The 18792-nt window shown below is 52.8% G+C and carries 12 protein-coding genes, 1 tRNA gene and 3 rRNA genes; 5 read left to right on the plus strand and 11 right to left on the minus strand.

Annotated features, from left to right (window positions below):
• The first annotated feature begins 76 nt into the window (after positions 1-76).
• A complete protein-coding gene (hemN, locus tag K0I63_RS19270; RefSeq protein ID WP_083764367.1) occupies positions 77-1453 on the plus strand; it encodes an oxygen-independent coproporphyrinogen III oxidase in 1377 nt (458 codons plus the stop codon).
• A 56-nt stretch (positions 1454-1509) separates the two neighbouring features.
• On the opposite strand, the gene add is transcribed toward hemN, so the two are convergent.
• Positions 1510-2505 (minus strand): adenosine deaminase, encoded by a 996-nt coding sequence (gene add, locus K0I63_RS19275; protein ID WP_220082077.1) that lies wholly within the window; start codon positions 2503-2505, stop codon positions 1510-1512.
• 234 nt (positions 2506-2739) lie between these two features.
• Between add and K0I63_RS19280 the strand changes: the two genes are divergently transcribed.
• Together K0I63_RS19280 and K0I63_RS19285 are read left to right on the plus strand one after the other, a co-directional pair.
• Entirely contained in the window at positions 2740-4524 is a 1785-nt protein-coding gene (locus tag K0I63_RS19280) for a DUF885 domain-containing protein (RefSeq protein WP_220082078.1), read from the plus strand.
• Positions 4525-4630: 106 nt separating this feature from the next.
• Complete coding sequence (locus tag K0I63_RS19285; protein ID WP_258406908.1) at positions 4631-5620, plus strand: alpha/beta fold hydrolase; 990 nt, start codon at positions 4631-4633, stop codon at positions 5618-5620.
• Here the strand turns inward: K0I63_RS19285 and K0I63_RS19290 are convergent.
• From K0I63_RS19290 to K0I63_RS19310, 5 genes are all read right to left on the minus strand, one after another.
• Positions 5609-8101, minus strand: coding sequence for a putative bifunctional diguanylate cyclase/phosphodiesterase (locus K0I63_RS19290; protein WP_220082079.1), 2493 nt, complete (start codon positions 8099-8101; stop codon positions 5609-5611). The genes K0I63_RS19285 and K0I63_RS19290 overlap by 12 nt on opposite strands.
• Positions 8102-8468: 367 nt before the next feature.
• Positions 8469-8545: transfer RNA gene (locus K0I63_RS19295), tRNA-Asp, on the minus strand.
• 36 nt (positions 8546-8581) lie between these two features.
• A 5S ribosomal RNA gene (gene rrf, locus K0I63_RS19300) occupies positions 8582-8697 on the minus strand.
• A 102-nt stretch (positions 8698-8799) separates the two neighbouring features.
• Positions 8800-11692: ribosomal RNA gene (locus K0I63_RS19305) — 23S ribosomal RNA — on the minus strand.
• A 251-nt stretch (positions 11693-11943) separates the two neighbouring features.
• A 16S ribosomal RNA gene (locus K0I63_RS19310) occupies positions 11944-13488 on the minus strand.
• The 16S, 23S and 5S rRNA genes sit together here with 1 tRNA gene alongside, the layout of an rRNA operon.
• A 521-nt stretch (positions 13489-14009) precedes the next feature.
• Between K0I63_RS19310 and K0I63_RS19315 the strand changes: the two genes are divergently transcribed.
• Entirely contained in the window at positions 14010-14567 is a 558-nt protein-coding gene (locus K0I63_RS19315) for a gamma carbonic anhydrase family protein (protein WP_011867519.1), read from the plus strand.
• A 134-nt stretch (positions 14568-14701) separates the two neighbouring features.
• Here the strand turns inward: K0I63_RS19315 and K0I63_RS19320 are convergent, their stop codons facing one another.
• Together K0I63_RS19320 and aroE are read right to left on the minus strand one after the other, a co-directional pair.
• On the minus strand, positions 14702-14974 hold the full coding sequence (locus K0I63_RS19320; RefSeq protein WP_220043710.1) for a DUF1488 family protein: 273 nt from the start codon (positions 14972-14974) through the stop codon (positions 14702-14704).
• Positions 14975-15012: 38 nt separating this feature from the next.
• Positions 15013-15852, minus strand: coding sequence for a shikimate dehydrogenase (gene aroE, locus K0I63_RS19325; RefSeq protein WP_258406909.1), 840 nt, complete (start codon positions 15850-15852; stop codon positions 15013-15015).
• A 176-nt stretch (positions 15853-16028) separates the two neighbouring features.
• On the opposite strand from aroE, the gene K0I63_RS19330 reads away from it, so the two are divergent.
• Positions 16029-16457, plus strand: a complete 429-nt coding sequence (locus tag K0I63_RS19330; protein ID WP_220043711.1) for a group II truncated hemoglobin — start codon at positions 16029-16031, stop codon at positions 16455-16457.
• A 68-nt stretch (positions 16458-16525) separates the two neighbouring features.
• On the opposite strand, the gene hemF is transcribed toward K0I63_RS19330, so the two are convergent.
• The 3 genes from hemF to K0I63_RS19345 form a co-directional block, all read right to left on the minus strand.
• On the minus strand, positions 16526-17437 hold the full coding sequence (gene hemF / locus K0I63_RS19335; protein ID WP_011867523.1) for an oxygen-dependent coproporphyrinogen oxidase: 912 nt from the start codon (positions 17435-17437) through the stop codon (positions 16526-16528).
• An 18-nt stretch (positions 17438-17455) separates the two neighbouring features.
• Positions 17456-18013: an L-threonylcarbamoyladenylate synthase type 1 TsaC gene (tsaC, locus tag K0I63_RS19340; protein ID WP_220082080.1), complete on the minus strand. Its 558-nt coding sequence runs from the start codon at positions 18011-18013 to the stop codon at positions 17456-17458.
• Between the two features lie 102 nt (positions 18014-18115).
• Positions 18116-18679, minus strand: a complete 564-nt coding sequence (locus K0I63_RS19345; protein ID WP_220082081.1) for a DNA topoisomerase family protein — start codon at positions 18677-18679, stop codon at positions 18116-18118.
• Positions 18680-18792 lie beyond the last annotated feature (113 nt).

The raw sequence follows: 18792 nt of genomic DNA on the forward strand, positions 1-18792 counted from the left end.
CCTGGATCAATGTTATTCACTCAATAACATTGCATACTTCGCTAGTTGCTAATTTACCACCCTCGGAGGACACGCCTTGAAGCAGCCCACCCAAATTAGTTGGGATCAGTCAATGATCGAAAAATATAATTACAGCGGTCCTCGTTATACCTCTTACCCGACCGCACTAGAATTTGACGCCTCCTTCACCGAAGAAGACCTGCTCACCTCTATTGCCAACAGTAAGAGCAATAAACTGTCGCTGTATCTACACATTCCTTTCTGTGCCAAGCTCTGCTACTACTGCGGCTGCAACAAGGTGATCACCCGTCACCAGCACAAGGCCGACCAATATATCGAATACCTGGCGGCAGAGATCGTCAAACGCGCACCGCTGTTTAAGCATTATCAGGTCACCCAGATCCACTGGGGTGGCGGTACGCCAACCTTCCTCAGCCCAGAGCAGATCCTCAGGCTGTCGGCGCTGCTCAGAGAGCACTTTAATATTGCCGAAGAGGGTGAATACTCTATCGAAGTCGATCCACGCGAGATCGAACTCTCTATGTTAGACACCCTCAAAGAAGCTGGCTTCAACCGTATCTCGGTCGGTGTACAGGACTTCAACAAAGAAGTGCAGATTGCCGTTAACCGTGAACAGGACGAGCAGTTTATCTTCGACCTGATCGCCAAGGCCAAAGCCATGGGCTTCGTGTCGACCAACATCGACCTGATCTACGGCCTGCCACACCAGACACCGGAAAGCTTTGCAGAGACTATGCAGCGCGTACTGGATCTGTCTCCCGACAGACTCTCTGTCTTTAACTACGCTCACCTACCAGCACGTTTCGCGGCCCAGCGTAAGATTAAGGACGAGCATCTGCCGACACCACAGCAGAAGCTGGAGATGCTACACCAGACTATCGAGACGCTGACGGGTGCTGGCTACCAATACATAGGCATGGACCACTTCGCCAAGCCGGATGACGAGCTTGCCATCCTGCAAAACGAAGGCCGCCTGCACCGTAACTTCCAGGGTTACACCACCCAGGAAGAGTGTGACCTTCTGGGTCTTGGGGTCTCCTCCATCAGCCAGATTGGCGATTGCTACGCCCAGAACCAAAAAGATATCCGCCCTTACTATGAGTCAGTGGATGAGAAGGGCCACGCCCTGTGGAAAGGCTGCAAGCTTAATCGTGACGACGAGATCCGCCGCGCCGTGATCAAGCAGCTGATCTGCCACTTCGATCTGGATATGGCCAAGATGGATGAACGATTAGGCATTAAGTTTGAAGAGTACTTCGCCGAAGATCTCAAGCTACTTCAAACCTTTATCGATGATAAGCTGGTCGAAGTCAAAGACAGAAAGATCACAGTTGGCGAAACCGGTCGTCTGCTGATCCGCAACATCTGTATCTGTTTCGACGTCTACTTCCGCGATAAGGCACGTCAGCAGCAGTTCTCTCGGGTTATCTAAACCCCAAACATGAAAAAAGCCGATGATGATTCATCGGCTTTTTTGTTTATGCTTTCTTAGGCTTTGGCGGCATAAAGCGCCTTACGCTCGCTGTCAGAGATAAAGGCCATCTCCACGCCGTTGCGCTGTAGCTGTGCCAGCTCGGCGTCGCTAAAGCCCATCTCCTGCTTCACGATGCGATACTCGTGTTTGATGTCGATGGCACTCACGCCCGGATCATCTGTGTTAAGACCAATCAACACGCCCGCCTCCATGAAGGTGCGCAGCGGATGCTCCTGATAGCTGGTCACAGTCGAGGTGTGCAGGTTACTGGTTGGACAGGACTCTATGCCTATCCTGTTGGCAGCCAGATACTCCATCAGCTTAGGATCGTGGATCGCATTGACCCCATGGCCGATGCGGGTTGCCCCCAACTCCTGAATAGCCTGCCACATACTCTCGGCACCAGCAGCCTCACCGGCGTGAGCCGTGATAGCTAACCCTGCGTCACGTACCTTCTTGAAATGATCGTTAAACAGGGCGCCCGGGAAGCCTAGCTCATCCCCCGCCAGATCCATCGCCACCAGGTGCTGCTTGTGTGCCAGCAAGGCATCTAGCTCCTGCATGCAGGCATCCTGACCGAAGGAGCGAGACATGATGCCGATCAGGTTGATCTTCACCTCATAGTCCTTAAGACCCGCCTTAACCCCGTCGATAACGGCTTCGACGACCCCTTCTATCGGCAACTTGTGGTTCATCGCCATATAGTAAGGACTGAATCTCAACTCGGCGTAATCCAGACCAGAGATCGCCGCATCGGCGACGTTCTCATAGGCCACACGTTTAACCGCATCAAGATCCGCCAGAACGGCAACCATCCAGTCGAGCTTCTTTAGAAAAGCCACCAGACTCGATTCTTTCCCCTGAATCTGAACGAAAGGCGCCAAACCTTCCAAGGTATCGGCAGGTAAAGCAATATTGTGTTGGTGGCCCAGGTCCCAAATCGTTTCCACCCTGACGTTACCATCAAGATGACGATGCAGATCCACCAACGGAATGGATGTATCAATCATATTTAACCCCTATTTGAACCCCTCAGCCAATATTGTTTTTTGTCTGGTCTGAAGTTGTTGCAACTATAACATGCATTTTTTAACGATATGCATGACTTATGTTCAGCTTTCGACTTAACTCTGCTGCAATACCTGCTCACAATTTATCTAGCGCCGTGGGTGACCCGTCAAATTGAATATTGCATAATCGTGAAACCCATTCCTGGGCCCATAATAATGACAACAGGACCACCCATGTATAAACCCTTAGCCCCTTGCCTACTCTTACTCAGCCTCACGGCCTGTCAAATGGCCCCTACGGCGGATGTCGCCACGGCGCCCAAAACCAGTGTCAGCCAGAGCCATCAGCAGTTACAGCGCATCATAGACGATGCCTGGCAACTTAGATTAGAGTCTAGCCCAGAAATGGCCTACGCACAGGGAGACGAGAAGGCGGCGGGTAAACTAGATGACCTCTCACCCGAGGCGCTGGCAAACCATAACCAGGCCGAGCAGGCACTGTTAGCGCGCCTCAAGTCTTTAGATATGGCATCACTCGATAAGGCCGATCGCATCGACGCTCAGATACTCATCTATCAGTTACAAAACAGTGTCGATCAATACCGTTTCCACGACCATTATCTGCCGATCACCGCAGAGAGCGGCTTTCACGCCTATATCGCCTCCATAGCCAAAGGCAACTTCAACAGTGAGGCCGATTACCGCAATTACTTAAGCAAGCTTGAGGCGCTGCCCCGTTATTTTGCGCAGCAGACCTATTGGCTGAAACAGGGTCTGGCCCAAGGCATCACCCCGGCTAAGGTGGTCTTAAACGGCTTCGAAGAGAGCATTAGCGCCTTCATAGTGCCAGTTGAGCAGAGTGGTTATTTCAAGCCCTTCACCCACTTTCCCAAGCACTTTACCGAGACTCAGAAAGCCGAGTTGACGGCGCAGGGCAAGGCTTTGATTGAGCAGAACGTACTGCCCAGCTATCAGGCCTTCTATGATTTCATGACCCAGGAATATATCCCTGGTGCACGCCAAAGTATCGCCGCCTATGACCTCCCAGATGGCAAAGCCTTCTATGAGAATCGCGTACGCTACTACACTACGCTGCCCATGACCGCAGACGAGGTGCACCAACTCGGGCTAAAAGAGGTTAAGCGCATTCGCGCCGAGATGCAGGCGATCATAGATAAGCTCGGCTATCAGGGCAGCTTCGCCGATTTCCTCCACTTCCTGCGCACCGATCCTCAGTTCTACGCCAAAACCCCGGAGCAGCTGTTGAAAGAGGCCGCCTTTATCGCCAAGAAGGCCGATGCCATGCTGCCGAAATTCTTCGGCAAACTGCCGCGCACGCCCTATGGTATTCAGGAGGTGCCCGCCGAGATCGCCCCCAAATACACCACAGGGCGCTATTCTGGCGCCAGTGGCGATGACCAACCCGGCTATTACTGGGTCAACACCTATGCCTTGGACAAACGTCCCTTGTATGAATTAGAAGCCCTGACCCTGCACGAAGCCGTACCTGGCCATCACCTGCAGATCTCCCTCAACAAAGAGCTGACCTCCCTGCCGAACTTCCGTCGTTACAGCTATATCTCGGCCTTTGGCGAGGGCTGGGGACTCTACTCTGAGTATCTCGGACTGGAAGGTGGTTTCTACCAAGACCCCTATAGTAACTTCGGCCGTCTGACCTACGAAATGTGGCGCGCCGCCCGCCTGGTGGTCGACACTGGCATGCACGCCAAGGGTTGGACACGTCAGCAGGCCATCGACTATATGGCCGGCAATACGGCGCTGTCGCTACACAATGTCACTACGGAGATAGACAGGTATATCTCCTGGCCGGGACAGGCGCTGTCCTACAAGATAGGCGAACTCACCATCAAGCGTTTACGCGCCAAGGCCGAACAGGCACTGGGCGAAAAGTTCGATATCCGCGCCTTCCACGATGCCGTCTTGGCCAATGGATCTGTGCCCATGGCGCTGCTCGAACAGCAGATAGATGACTTCATCGCCGCTCAGGCCGCTCGCTAGCCCCTCCAGCGTATTAATGGCTTGAGGAACTTAGCCCCCTCAAGCCATTAATCGCCATAAGATATCGTGTTACACTCAGGCATCTTGTCCTTAATTCAGATCGCCCATGTCCACAGCCCCAGTCTCTACAAGCACTGACACTATCGCCACCTCACTGCCGGCTTTTTCCAGCGAACTGACTGACAATCGTCAGCAGCTAGATGCTTTCTGGCAGGGTGTCGAGCAGGGTTATCTGACGACAGGCGATGGACTCAAGCTGGCCTACTGCGTGGCCGCTCACCCCGAGTCGAATCAGGCGATAGTGATCAGCAGCGGTCGTGTAGAGGCCTACCTTAAGTATCAAGAGCTGATCTTCGATCTCTATCAGCTGGGATTTAGCGTCTACGCCCTGGACCATAGAGGACAGGGGCTGTCAGACAGGCTAACCGACAATCCGCACCAGGGGCATGTAGCGAAATTTTCCGACTATGTGGATGACCTTGGCCTCTTCATCGATACCCTAGTCATCCCCAAGCAACATGATAGGCTGTTTCTGGTGGGGCACTCCATGGGCGGCACCATAGCGACCCTGTATCTGCAGCAGGCGCCCAAGGTGTTCGATGCGGCCGTGTTATCGGCGCCCATGTATGGCATCTGCCTGCCTATGCCTAAGCCCTTCGTGCGCTGGTTGGCCGGACACCTGGACAATGGCTCGAGCAGCAAGCCCAACTACGTCTTAGGGGGCAAGAACTATCAGCCCGTTCCCTTCGAGCAGAACGAGCTCACCCATAGCGCTAAGCGCTATCAAGACTATCGTCGGCTGTATGAGACCTACCCGCAGCTGCAGCTGGGCTCCCCCACCAACCGTTGGCTAACCGAATCCCTCGATGCCTGCGAGCAAGCAGTAGAAGCAGCAAAACACACTCATACGCCGATCTTGATCTTACAGGCAGAGGAAGACTCCATCGTCGACAATCGCGCGCAAGATGCAGCCAGGGGAGAGCATTGCCACCTGTTTAAGGTCGCCCATGCCCGTCATGAGATCTTCATCGAAAGGGATAGCGCCCGAAACCAGGCGCTGGGACAACTGGCAGACTTTCTCAGCCTACACGCTTGATAACAGCGGCCGCTCTGCAAGCCTTACTAGCAGGCGAGCCAACTCTTCGCCCGGCATAGGACGGTGGAACAGATAACCTTGGTATAGGTCGCAGCAATAAGCCTTGAGCAGCTCAAACTGTGACTGAATCTCGACGCCCTCGGCGACAAACTCGAGATTCAGGCTGTGGGACATATCGATCATGGCCTTGACGATAGAAGCAGAGGCCTCGCCATTACCCATGTCTCTGATAAAGCTGGCATCTAGCTTGAGGCGATTCAGCGGCAACTCCTGCAGATAGCTCAGCGAGCTATAACCCGTACCGAAATCATCCACGGCGATGCTGATCCCTGCCTCTCTCAATTGCGTCATGGTCTGGCGCACCTGCTGCAGATCCGTCAATAACACATGCTCGGTAAGCTCGAGTTCGATATGGGTAGGGCTGATCCCTTGATCCTTTAGCATGGCCAACAGCTTAGGTGCAAACTCATCCTGGTGGAACTGACGCGCGCTGACATTGATCGAGACCATAGGTGGGCGAATACCTTGTTCCTGTAACCCACGAATGAAACGACAAGCCTCCAGCAACACCCACTCACCCAGCTCGACGATCAGGGCGCTGCCCTCGGCCACTGGGATAAAGTCGGCCGGTGAGATAGCCCCATGCTGTGGATGGTGCCAGCGCAGCAAGGCCTCGACCGAGGCAATCTCGCCCTTGGCATTCAACAACGGCTGGTAGAAGAGAGATAACTGATGACGTGCGACGGCATGCACTAGCTCTGTGCGGATCATCAGATTTTGCGCGGCGCGTTTATCCATCTCACTGCTGTAGACCACACAGGCATCGCGTCCACTCTCCTTCGCCTGAGCCAGCGCCATATTGACCCGTTTTAATTGTTGCTCCGGCGGGATCGCCTCGCTTGGATCGATGATGGCGATCCCCACACTGGCGGAGAGATTAAAGGTATGGCCACTGATATGAAAGCTGCGCGCGATCAGCTGACGCATCTGACTCGCCAGGGCCTGTGCACGACGCTGGGCACCGAGGAGATCTTCCGGTAACTTCTTCACTAGAACCACAAACTCATCGGCGGCCACACGGGCGATCAGCGAGTTAGAGGAGAAGTAGCTGGATAACCTGGCGGCGATCTGGATCAGCAGCCTGTCACCACCATGATGCCCAAGGGCATCGTTGACCACCTTAAAGTTATCCAGGTCCAGCATAAACAAGGCCGCGCAGCTTCCCGACTCATCCTGCTGCTGATACAGGGCGTCCATCAAGGCGCGGCGATTGGCGAGATCCGTGAGCGGGTCGTGCTTGGCCTGATGCATCGCCGCCTTCTGGTTACGAATATCCTCTGTCACATCGGACAGCGTGCCTATCATGCGTAGCGGTTTACCCTTCTCGTTCCACTCGACCGTCATCCCCCTGTCGAGCACCCAAATGTAATGCCCCTGCTGATGGCGCAGTCGATGCACGCTCTCAAACTCCTCGGTTTCCCCATTGAGGTAGGCGTTAAGGTTTTTGAGTATCCCCTCTTTGTCCTCAGGGTGCAGCCGGCTCTCCCAGGTTGCCAGCTCGGGCACTAAGTCTTCAGGTCCGTAGCCCAACATATCCTTCCAGCGGTCGGAGAGAAATACGCTATTGTCCTCCAGGTTCCAATCCCAGATGCCGTAACGTGAGACCTCAACGGCAAACAGCCATCTCTGCTCGCTATCCTTAAGCTGTTTCGCCCCCTGCTGGAACCTATCCTTAAAGCGCCTAAGATTCTGCTCCAGGCTATGCAATTCTATGAAGGGGGATTCGATTGCCTTTTGCCTGGAATCGGTTTCACGCTGGCCCAGGGCCGCCGCCTGGCGACTCAGGTAGCGAATCGGCGACAACACGAAATAGTAAAACAGGCCGAGCAAGACCAAGGTGGTCGCCAAGGCGATCGCGCCCGTTCGCATCAGGCCTACTAGAACGGTTTCATCGCTAGCGGCCAGCATGGGCGCCATATCATATTCGAGATAAATGAGTTCGGGACGTTCGACCGACAGGGAAGAGAGCTGTGGTGTGATAGGATAATAGGCCTGTATAGACTGACGCTTATCATTGAAGTAAATACGAGAGCTACCCTCGGCTACGCTGTCGTCGTGGGCCTGGTTCTCATAACCATCGATCACCAACTGCGCCGAGCTGTCGCGCCATACACCGTGATTGGCAAAGCGTATGTTGCCCCTGCGATCGATAAGCGTATACACGGAGAGACGAATATCGCTACCGAGCAGGGCCAGTTCCTCTTCCACCCGCGTGAAGTCTTGTGCCTTCGCTGCCATCGCTACCAGGTGATTCATCCGCATCAATCCCTGAGACAGGTGCTCTACCTGGGAGGCGGACACGTAATCTCGACGCTGCTGGCGCTCGACGAAGTAGCTACTGGTAATAAAAAACGCGAACAGCAAGACACACACCAGAGGTGCGAAGAGAATGAGCGAGGGACGTGAGAAAAATTTCAGCAAAGCCACTGCACCTAAAAAAGGGTCGTCAGACGTAACACATCTTATCAATACAGGATCAATTGCGTGTGTTTGTGCCGATTATGCCACATTTAAGTTACTTAGTGACTAAACATTATTGCATTTAGCTATAAGCATATAGAGATAAGCTAGGACGGCTTAAGCTAGTGAAACGAGCCGGGGAGGACTGGACTCGAAACTGCACTCTCGCTTTCTATTGAGGCAGAGCCTAAAAACTCCATAGAAGGAGTAAATGCTGTAGATTATCTGGAATAATCTCAGCACAGCTGAACTTCTACTCTCGGCAACAGGCTTTTTGTGCACAACGAAAAAAGCCCTAGCATTGCTGCTAGGGCTTTCGTCTTAATGTTGGCGGAGCGGACGGGACTCGAACCCGCGACCCCCGGCGTGACAGGCCGGTATTCTAACCAACTGAACTACCGCTCCTTTAGTAACACGCTTACGCGGGATACTAAATTAGGCGCCTGGAAATGACCTACTCTCACATGGGGAGACCCCACACTACCATCGGCGCGATTGCGTTTCACTTCTGAGTTCGGGATGGGATCAGGTGGGACCACAATGCTATGGTTTCCAGACAAAATTGGAAATTTAGAAAGCTGCTTGAGTTCGCACTTCAATCAAGTACTTAGTATTCTTTTGATTACGTAAAACCATCGTACGAAACCCTTTTGGGTTGTATGGTTAAGCCTCACGAGTCATTAGTACAGGTTAGCTCAACGCCTCACAACGCTTACACACCCTGCCTATCAACGTCCTAGTCTCGGACGGCTCTTTAGAGACCTTAAAGGTCTAGGGATGACTCATCTTAGGGCTCGCTTCCCGCTTAGATGCTTTCAGCGGTTATCGATTCCGAACGTAGCTACCGGGCAATGCCATTGGCATGACAACCCGAACACCAGCGGTTCGTCCACTCCGGTCCTCTCGTACTAGGAGCAGCTCCCTTCAATCATCCAACGCCCACGGCAGATAGGGACCGAACTGTCTCACGACGTTCTGAACCCAGCTCGCGTACCACTTTAAATGGCGAACAGCCATACCCTTGGGACCGACTTCAGCCCCAGGATGTGATGAGCCGACATCGAGGTGCCAAACACCGCCGTCGATATGAACTCTTGGGCGGTATCAGCCTGTTATCCCCGGAGTACCTTTTATCCGTTGAGCGATGGCCCTTCCATTCAGAACCACCGGATCACTATGACCTGCTTTCGCACCTGCTCGACGTGTATGTCTCGCAGTTAAGCTGGCTTATGCCATTGCACTAACCGTACGATGTCCGACCGTACTTAGCCAACCTTCGTGCTCCTCCGTTACTCTTTGGGAGGAGACCGCCCCAGTCAAACTACCCACCAGGCACTGTCCTCAACCCCGATTCAGGGGCCAGAGTTAGAACATCAACACTACAAGGGTGGTATTTCAAGGATGACTCCACGAGAACTGGCGTTCCCGCTTCAAAGTCTCCCACCTATCCTACACATGTAGGGTCAATGTTCAGTGCCAAGCTATAGTAAAGGTTCACGGGGTCTTTCCGTCTAGCCGCGGGTATACGGCATCTTCACCGCAATTTCAACTTCACTGAGTCTCGGCTGGAGACAGCGTGGCCATCATTACGCCATTCGTGCAGGTCGGAACTTACCCGACAAGGAATTTCGCTACCTTAGGACCGTTATAGTTACGGCCGCCGTTTACCGGGGCTTCGATCATGAGCTTCTCCGAAGATAACCCAATCAATTAACCTTCCGGCACCGGGCAGGCGTCACACCGTATACGTCATCTTGCGATTTTGCACAGTGCTGTGTTTTTGATAAACAGTTGCAGCCACCTGGTATCTGCGACTCCCGTCAGCTTAGAGAGCAAGTCTCATCACCAACAGGAGCGTACCTTCTCCCGAAGTTACGGTACCATTTTGCCTAGTTCCTTCAGCCGAGTTCTCTCAAGCGCCTTGGTATTCTCTACCCGACCACCTGTGTCGGTTTGGGGTACGATTCCTACTAACCTGAAGCTTAGAAGATTTTCCTGGAAGCATGGCATCAACTACTTCATCACCGTAGTGACTCGTCATCAACTCTCAGTATTAGGTACCCGGATTTGCCTAAGTACCCTACCTACAGCCTTAAACGCGGACAACCAACGCCGCGCTAGCCTAGCCTTCTCCGTCTCTCCATCGCAGTTAGCAGAAGTACGGGAATATTAACCCGTTTCCCATCGACTACGCCTTTCGGCCTCGCCTTAGGGGTCGACTCACCCTGCCCCGATTAACGTTGGACAGGAACCCTTGGTCTTTCGGCGAGGAGGTTTTTCACCCCCTTTATCGTTACTCATGTCAGCATTCGCACTTCTGATACCTCCAGCGTGGGTTACCCCTTCACCTTCAACGGCTTACAGAACGCTCCTCTACCGCACCAGCGCAAGCGCTAGTACCCATAGCTTCGGTGTATTGCTTAGCCCCGTTATATCTTCCGCGCAGGCCGACTCGACTAGTGAGCTATTACGCTTTCTTTAAATGATGGCTGCTTCTAAGCCAACATCCTAGCTGTCTAAGCCTTCCCACATCGTTTCCCACTTAGCAATAACTTTGGGACCTTAGCTGATGGTCTGGGTTGTTTCCCTTTTCACGACGGACGTTAGCACCCGCCGTGTGTCTCCCGAGTAGTACTCATTGGTATTCGGAGTTTGCAAAGGGTTGGTAAGTCGGGATGACCCCCTAGCCTTAACAGTGCTCTACCCCCAATGGTATTCGCTCGAGGCGCTACCTAAATAGCTTTCGAGGAGAACCAGATATCTCCCGGTTTGATTGGCCTTTCACCCCCAGCCACAAGTCATCACCGCATTTTTCAACATACGTGTGTTCGGTCCTCCAGTTGATGTTACTCAACCTTCAACCTGCCCATGGCTAGATCACCGGGTTTCGGGTCTACACCTTGCAACTAAACGCGCAGTTAACACTCGGTTTCCCTACGGCTCCGCTATTCGCTTAACCTCGCTACAAAATGTAAGTCGCTGACCCATTATACAAAAGGTACGCAGTCACGGTCTCAAGAACCGCTCCCACTGCTTGTACGTATACGGTTTCAGGTTCTATTTCACTCCCCTCACAGGGGTTCTTTTCGCCTTTCCCTCACGGTACTGGTTCACTATCGGTCAGTCAGGAGTATTTAGCCTTGGAGGATGGTCCCCCCATATTCGAACAAGATATCACGTGTCCCGTCCTACTCGTTTTCACCTAAAGTTAGTTTTCATGTACGGGGCTATCACCCTGTATCGCTGTGCTTTCCAACACATTCCACTAACACCCTCTAGGCTTAAGGGCTAATCCCCGTTCGCTCGCCGCTACTAGGGGAATCTCGGTTGATTTCTTTTCCTAAGGGTACTTAGATGTTTCAGTTCCCCTCGTTCGCCTCACTAAGCTATGTATTCACTTAGTGATGACACCTTATGGTGCCGGGTTTCCCCATTCGGACATCGTTAGCTCAAATGCTTGTTACTAGCTCGCCAACGCTTTTCGCAAGTTACTACGTCCTTCATCGCCTCTGACTGCCAAGGCATCCACCGTATACGCTTAGTCACTTAACCATACAACCCAAATGAGTTTCATCTGAGCTGCATCGCAACTAACGGTTTCTACTTTCGCCAAAAGAATACTCAAGTCACTTGATTAAAGTGTGTTTTGAGAACTCAATTATTTTTCGCAATAACCTTTCGGTTATTACTATCAGCTTTCCAAATTTTTAAAGAACAAGCATCGCCGCTCGGACGTGCCACTCGCTCTAACAAGAACAAGTTATCTGTGTGAACACTCAACAAATATCAGTCAATCGTATAGGTAAGGAGGTGATCCAGCCCCAGGTTCCCCTAGGGCTACCTTGTTACGACTTCACCCCAGTCATGAACCACACCGTGGTAAACGCCCTCCCGAAGGTTAAGCTATCTACTTCTGGTGCAGCCCACTCCCATGGTGTGACGGGCGGTGTGTACAAGGCCCGGGAACGTATTCACCGTGGCATTCTGATCCACGATTACTAGCGATTCCGACTTCATGGAGTCGAGTTGCAGACTCCAATCCGGACTACGACCGGCTTTGTGAGATTAGCTCCACCTCGCGGCTTCGCAACCCTCTGTACCGACCATTGTAGCACGTGTGTAGCCCTACTCGTAAGGGCCATGATGACTTGACGTCGTCCCCACCTTCCTCCGGTTTATCACCGGCAGTCTCCCTAAAGTTCCCGGCATTACCCGCTGGCAAGTAAGGATAAGGGTTGCGCTCGTTGCGGGACTTAACCCAACATTTCACAACACGAGCTGACGACAGCCATGCAGCACCTGTCTCAGAGTTCCCGAAGGCACCAATTCATCTCTGAAAAGTTCTCTGGATGTCAAGAGTAGGTAAGGTTCTTCGCGTTGCATCGAATTAAACCACATGCTCCACCGCTTGTGCGGGCCCCCGTCAATTCATTTGAGTTTTAACCTTGCGGCCGTACTCCCCAGGCGGTCTACTTAATGCGTTAGCTTGAGAACCCAGTGTTCAAGACACCAAATTCCGAGTAGACATCGTTTACGGCGTGGACTACCAGGGTATCTAATCCTGTTTGCTCCCCACGCTTTCGTACCTGAGCGTCAGTCTTTGTCCAGGGGGCCGCCTTCGCCACCGGTATTCCTTCAGATCTCTACGCATTTCACCGCTACACCTGAAATTCTACCCCCCTCTACAAGACTCTAGTTGACCAGTTCGAAATGCAGTTCCCAGGTTAAGCCCGGGGCTTTCACATCTCGCTTAATCAACCGCCTGCGTACGCTTTACGCCCAGTAATTCCGATTAACGCTTGCACCCCTCGTATTACCGCGGCTGCTGGCACGAAGTTAGCCGGTGCTTCTTCTGCGAGTAACGTCACAGCTAACGGGTATTAACCGTTAACCTTTCCTCCTCGCTGAAAGTGCTTTACAACCCGAAGGCCTTCTTCACACACGCGGCATGGCTGCATCAGGCTTGCGCCCATTGTGCAATATTCCCCACTGCTGCCTCCCGTAGGAGTCTGGGCCGTGTCTCAGTCCCAGTGTGGCTGATCATCCTCTCAGAACAGCTAGGGATCGTCGCCTAGGTGAGCCATTACCTCACCTACTAGCTAATCCCACCTAGGTACATCCAATCGCAGAAGGTCCGAAGATCCCCTCTTTTCCCCCGTAGGGCGTATGCGGTATTAGCAGTCGTTTCCAACTGTTATCCCCCTCGACTGGGCAGTTCCCTAGGCATTACTCACCCGTCCGCCGCTCGTCAGCAAAGAAAGCAAGCTTTCTTCCTGTTACCGCTCGACTTGCATGTGTTAGGCCTGCCGCCAGCGTTCAATCTGAGCCATGATCAAACTCTTCAATTAAAAGTTTTTTTGTTTGGCTTGCGCCAAACGACTCAATGAATTCTGATTCATATAAATGACTCGGAAGAATCATCTATATGTTTGTACATATTGCTATGAACACTCATCGTTGCATTGAGATTTAAATCGTTTTCGATTAACTCAATACCTGTGAGTGTCCACACAGATTTCTTGTTTTATCTTGTTAAAGAGCATTGCATCATTATTTTGATACCGCCGCTGGCGCCGGGCCGTTGGCTTAGGGATGCGTATTCTACACTTCCCGATGTTGGCGTCAAGTGATTTTTAAGAAGTTTTTCAACTTTTCACTCGGACCATCTGAAGGCTGTTATCGTCGCTAAGCAGCGCCGTTTGCCGTGTCAGTGGGGGCGCATTATAGGGAGCAGAAACTTTTACGCAAGGGCTTTTTTAAAGAAAGGTGCTACTTTTGCATTGTTTGCACGCTTTTTCGCCTGACTAGCTACTTTTTCCCCATTATACTGGGTGACCCTCACTCATTTGGCCGTTTTAAGGACCTAGCCATGACAAAATCTATCCGTGCCTATAAGGGCGTTAGCCCACAATTTGATGCCAGTGTGTATATTGATGAAGCCTGTGTACTCGTCGGCGATATTGCATTAGACACAGATGCCAGCGTCTGGCCCATGGTGGCGGCGCGAGGCGATGTGAATCATATCCGCATTGGTAAACGTTCGAACGTGCAGGATGGCACCATATTACATGTGACCCGTAAGTCGGCCAGCCGCCCCGAGGGTCATCCACTGCTTATCGGCGACGATGTCACCATAGGCCATAAGGCGATGTTGCATGGCTGCCAAGTGGGTAATCGTATCCTTATCGGCATGGGCGCCATCATACTGGACGGCGCGGTGATAGAAGATGACGTGATCTTAGGCGCGGGTTCTTTGGTGCCCCCAGGCAAGACACTGGAGAGTGGCCACCTCTATGTAGGCAGTCCAGCTAAGAAGGTAAGAGCGCTGACCGAGGCAGAGATAAAATTCCTCCCCGAATCGGCCGACAACTATGTCCGCCTGAAGAACGAATACATTGAAGAGGCGTTACAGGATTTACCGACCTAGACGTTTATCGGCTGGCTGGACATAGTTAGGCCTTAACTAGCTAAACCTTAAAAAGCCTGGATTTAAAAGGCGTCGATATCTCGGCGCCTTTATGACGACTAGAAGTAGTCAGTGGCGAAAGATAGCAGCGCAAATTAATCGACACGCTCTACCTGGATATGCCCCTGAACGTCGAACGCCTCCTGCTCGATCAACTTTTCTGCCTGCTCCTCAATATCGAAGCGAAACTGCTCAAACAAGGAAAGCGCCTGTTCGCTGTTGTTAATCTTCTCTGCCGCAAGATGCTCCAGCACCTTTTGCCCTATGTAGCAATCGATCACCATTCCTTGCTGCTGCGCCGTAAAATGAATGGCGCTTAGCTGGGCATCCCAGGTCAGTTGCTCGGTAAATATGATGCTTTGATTCATGGCCCATTACTCCTGTTGCCAATCGATATGAGTGCTTATTACACCTGCGCCGCGAGCTCACTACGTAGCCTTGCCAGTACAGGCTCGACGGCGGGCTCGACACCGCGCCAGATGGCGAAGCTCTTGGCTGCCTGGCCCACTAACATACCCAGGCCATCGATCGTCTGACTCGCCCCCTGGTCTAAGGCCCAGCGATTAAAGGCGGTGAGCTCCCGGCCATACATCATATCGTAGCAGACGCTATGGGCGGCGATAATCGCCTTGGGCAGATTCGGCAACTCGCCACTCAAACTGGCAGAGGTTGAGTTGATCACTATATCGAAGCTATGGGTCAGTTCATCCAAGGTACTAGCCTTCACCTGACCATAGGCCTTAAATGCATCGGCCAGTTGCTCCGCCTTGCTATGGGTACGGTTATGTATTGTCAAAGAGTCGATACCGGCATTCAGTAGCGGCAATATGGCGCCGCGCGCCGCACCACCAGCACCGATGAGCAAGACACTCTTACCGCACAGGCTACCAAGGTGACGCTCGAGATCCGCCACCAGCCCCAAGCCATCGGTATTGTCACCCTTGATGCGGCCATCGGCCAGGAGAGTGAGGGTGTTCACGGCGCCGGCAAGCTTGGCCTCATCACCCAGGCAATCACACAAGGCATAGGCCTGCTCTTTGAACGGCAGGGTCACGTTGGCCCCCTTGCCGCCATGTTCGAAGAAAGCTTGCAGAGACTCGGCGAAACCATCGAGGGGCGCCAAGATGGCTTCATATTGCAGCGACTCGCCCGTCGACTTGGCGAACGCCTGATGAATAGCCGGGGATTTGCTATGCCCTATGGGATGGCCAAATACGGCGTATCTGTCTTGCACCTGCTGCGTCATGGGGATATGGTCTCTATTTGATTCGATTGCGCTCAGTCTACTGAGCTTTTTCGGTGAAGCAAAGGGTGCCAGCATGCAATCTCTTCAGGGAAACTTGGATTGATTGCGACCGGAGAATCGGCTAGTGTGCCGCATGATACCAAGACCCAGTAAAACAGAGCCCGCGAGAGAGTCAGATGAAGTGGTTAAAAAAGATGATGGCTAAGCCTTCGGCCGAGCGCGATCCTCAGCAATCGAACGCCTATGACAAAATTGGTGGAGAGAAGGTGATCCGCGCGCTTGCCAAGCAGTTTTACCATCAGATGCAGACCAGCCCGGATACCCAGGCCTTGCTGGCCATGCATAGATCCCCCATTGCCGAGTCGGAACAGAAGCTGTTCGAGTTCCTCAGCGGCTGGCTGGGCGGCCCGCAGCTGTTTCATCAACGTCATGGGCATCCGGCCCTGCGCGCCAGACACATGCCCTTTAGCATAGACGAGACGATGCGCGATCAATGGCTACTCTGCATGCAGCGGGCATTGGCGATAGAGATTAAAGAACCGCAACACAGAGAAGCTATCTACCAGGCGATCTCGACGCTCGCCGACCATATGCGCAACCAATAAAGTATTGCCATTGCCCTGATTAAAAAAGGGCTCATTCGAGCCCTTTGTTTTTCTATTCGCCTTATGCCTTACGCCTCTAACCACTCTCTCGGCTTGAGGAAATCGCTGTAAAGCTTAGCCTCTGGGCTGCCTGCCTCAGGGGTATAGGCATACTGCCAGCGCACCAGCGGCGGCATAGACATCAGGATAGACTCGGTACGACCGCCGGTCTGCAGGCCAAATAGTGTGCCTCTGTCATACACAAGGTTAAATTCCACGTAGCGGCCACGGCGATAGAGCTGGAAATCACGCTCACGCTCACCGTATGCCGTCTCTTTACGCTTCTCGACGATAGGGGCATAGGCCTTCAGGAAGCCTTCGCCCACCGCCTGCATGAAGGCGAAGCTGTTTTCGAATCCTGGCTCGTTGAGATCGTCGAAGAAGAGGCCGCCGACACCACGGGTCTCGTTACGATGTGGCAGGAAGAAATACTCGTCGCACCATTTCTTATATTTAGGGTAAACGTCTTCACCGAAGGGCTCACACAATGCCTTGGCACTCTGATGCCAGGCCACCACATCCTCTTCAAACGGATAGTAAGGGGTCAGATCGAAGCCGCCGCCAAACCACCAGACGGGATCGGCCCCTTCCTTCTCGGCGATAAAGAAGCGTACGTTGGCATGGGTCGTCGGCACATAGGGGTTGTTAGGATGGATCACCAGGGAGACGCCCATGGCCTCGAAGCTGCGTCCGGCCAGCTCGGGTCTGTGAGCGGTAGCCGATGCCGGCATGGCCGCACCTGTCACGTGGGAAAAGTTTACTCCGGCCTGCTCAAACACCTTGCCCTTAGTCAATACGCGGCTGGTGCCGCCACCGCCCTCTTCCCGCTCCCAGGAGTCGGCGACAAACTTGGCCTCGCCATCGAGTTGTTCCAGGCCTTCACAGATCCTTTGTTGCAGGTCGAGTAAGAATGCTTTGACTTGAGTGGCATCAGGCTTCATAAAAATTCCTTGCTATGGTTATCGTAAAATCTTTCCGCTGATCACATCTATGATGGTCGATGGTTTAGGCTCGGCGCCCAGGCTACCGGCCACCAGGCCATCTATCTTGCCATCAAACTGACGTATGACTTCCTCTGGAGTCAAGGCGGGCTCTTCCCCGGTCAGGTTGGCACTGGTCGAGACGATGGGCTTACCCACCGCCTGACATAGCGCCTGCACGCCAGGATGATTGGAGACGCGCACGGCGAGGGAGTCAAACTGACCACTCAAGAGGCTAGAGAGCCCGGGGCGTTTCGGCATGATAAAGGTAAAGGGGCCGGGCCACTTGTCGAAAGCAGCCTGCAACTGCGCCTCAGTGAGGACAGAGCTATCAATATAGGGCGTTAACTGATTGAAATCGCTGGCGACCAAGATCAAACCTTTCTGCCATGGACGCTGCTTTAAATCCAGCAGCTTCTGAATCGCCTCATCGTTGTCGGGGTCACAACCCAGCCCATAAACGGCCTCGGTCGGATAGGCTATGACGCCTCCTTGCAGTACCGTTTCAACCAGGGCAGCGGGATCTTGCTGTAACATGTCGCCTTACCTTTCTGTGTTCAACGGGTCGACTTGACCCTATGGGTCGAGATTATACAGACAAAGCTAATACGAACAATGGCGGCAAAGGATAAACAGGCCCTATAGCGGACGCTTATACTTACAACTCTTTTGAGGACATTCCAGGCGCATGCCGGCTGCGCCCTTGCGCTCGACTAAGATACCGAAACCGCAATCTGGACAGGTTTCCTGCACGGGCGGGTAATTCACCAAGAACTTACACTTAGGATAGGCACTACAGGCGTAGAAGCTTTTACCGAAACGGCTGGTTCTATGCTCCATCACCCCTTTATGACAGCTGGGACAGGTGACGGCCTCGGCGGGGTCCTCCTGATCCTGCTTCTCGATATGCTTACAATCAGGATAGCGGGTACAGCCGATGAAGATACCGAAACGACCCGACTTTACTGCCAGCTCGGCGCCACATTCTGGGCACTCTGAGCCTTCGATCACCTGAGTCTCGATCGACTCGTGATGCACCAGGGGCCGGGTGTAGTCACAGCTGGGGTAGTTGTTGCAGCCGATGAATCCACCATGCTTACTGTTTTTCACCGACAGCTCACAGCCACACTTAGGGCAGAGTTCATACTCTTTCTCCAGTGCATGCTCGTGTGAACTAAACAGTTGATCATCTATCTTAGACATGGTTTTCTCGACAGCCGGTGACTCTAGCTATTTTACCAAGCTCTACAGCGCCTTGGGAATCGAATGTGCACTTAATTATAGCTAGTCTTCTTTGTGGGATTTAAATATATTGT

The organism is Shewanella rhizosphaerae (genome assembly GCF_019457655.1).
Lineage (GTDB): Bacteria > Pseudomonadota > Gammaproteobacteria > Enterobacterales > Shewanellaceae > Shewanella > Shewanella loihica.

Bases quoted from the DNA above. Each gene is read 5' to 3' on its own strand.
- add (WP_220082077.1), bottom strand. From the start codon at position 2,505: ATGATTGATACATCCATTCCGTTGGTGGATCTGCATCGTCATCTTGAT.
- K0I63_RS19280 (WP_220082078.1), top strand. From the start codon at position 2,740: ATGTATAAACCCTTAGCCCCTTGCCTACTCTTACTCAGCCTCACGGCC.
- K0I63_RS19285 (WP_258406908.1), top strand. From the start codon at position 4,631: ATGTCCACAGCCCCAGTCTCTACAAGCACTGACACTATCGCCACCTCA.
- K0I63_RS19315 (WP_011867519.1), top strand. From the start codon at position 14,010: ATGACAAAATCTATCCGTGCCTATAAGGGCGTTAGCCCACAATTTGAT.
- K0I63_RS19320 (WP_220043710.1), bottom strand. From the start codon at position 14,974: ATGAATCAAAGCATCATATTTACCGAGCAACTGACCTGGGATGCCCAG.
- aroE (WP_258406909.1), bottom strand. From the start codon at position 15,852: ATGACGCAGCAGGTGCAAGACAGATACGCCGTATTTGGCCATCCCATA.
- K0I63_RS19330 (WP_220043711.1), top strand. From the start codon at position 16,029: ATGAAGTGGTTAAAAAAGATGATGGCTAAGCCTTCGGCCGAGCGCGAT.
- hemF (WP_011867523.1), bottom strand. From the start codon at position 17,437: ATGAAGCCTGATGCCACTCAAGTCAAAGCATTCTTACTCGACCTGCAA.
- tsaC (WP_220082080.1), bottom strand. From the start codon at position 18,013: ATGTTACAGCAAGATCCCGCTGCCCTGGTTGAAACGGTACTGCAAGGA.
- K0I63_RS19345 (WP_220082081.1), bottom strand. From the start codon at position 18,679: ATGTCTAAGATAGATGATCAACTGTTTAGTTCACACGAGCATGCACTG.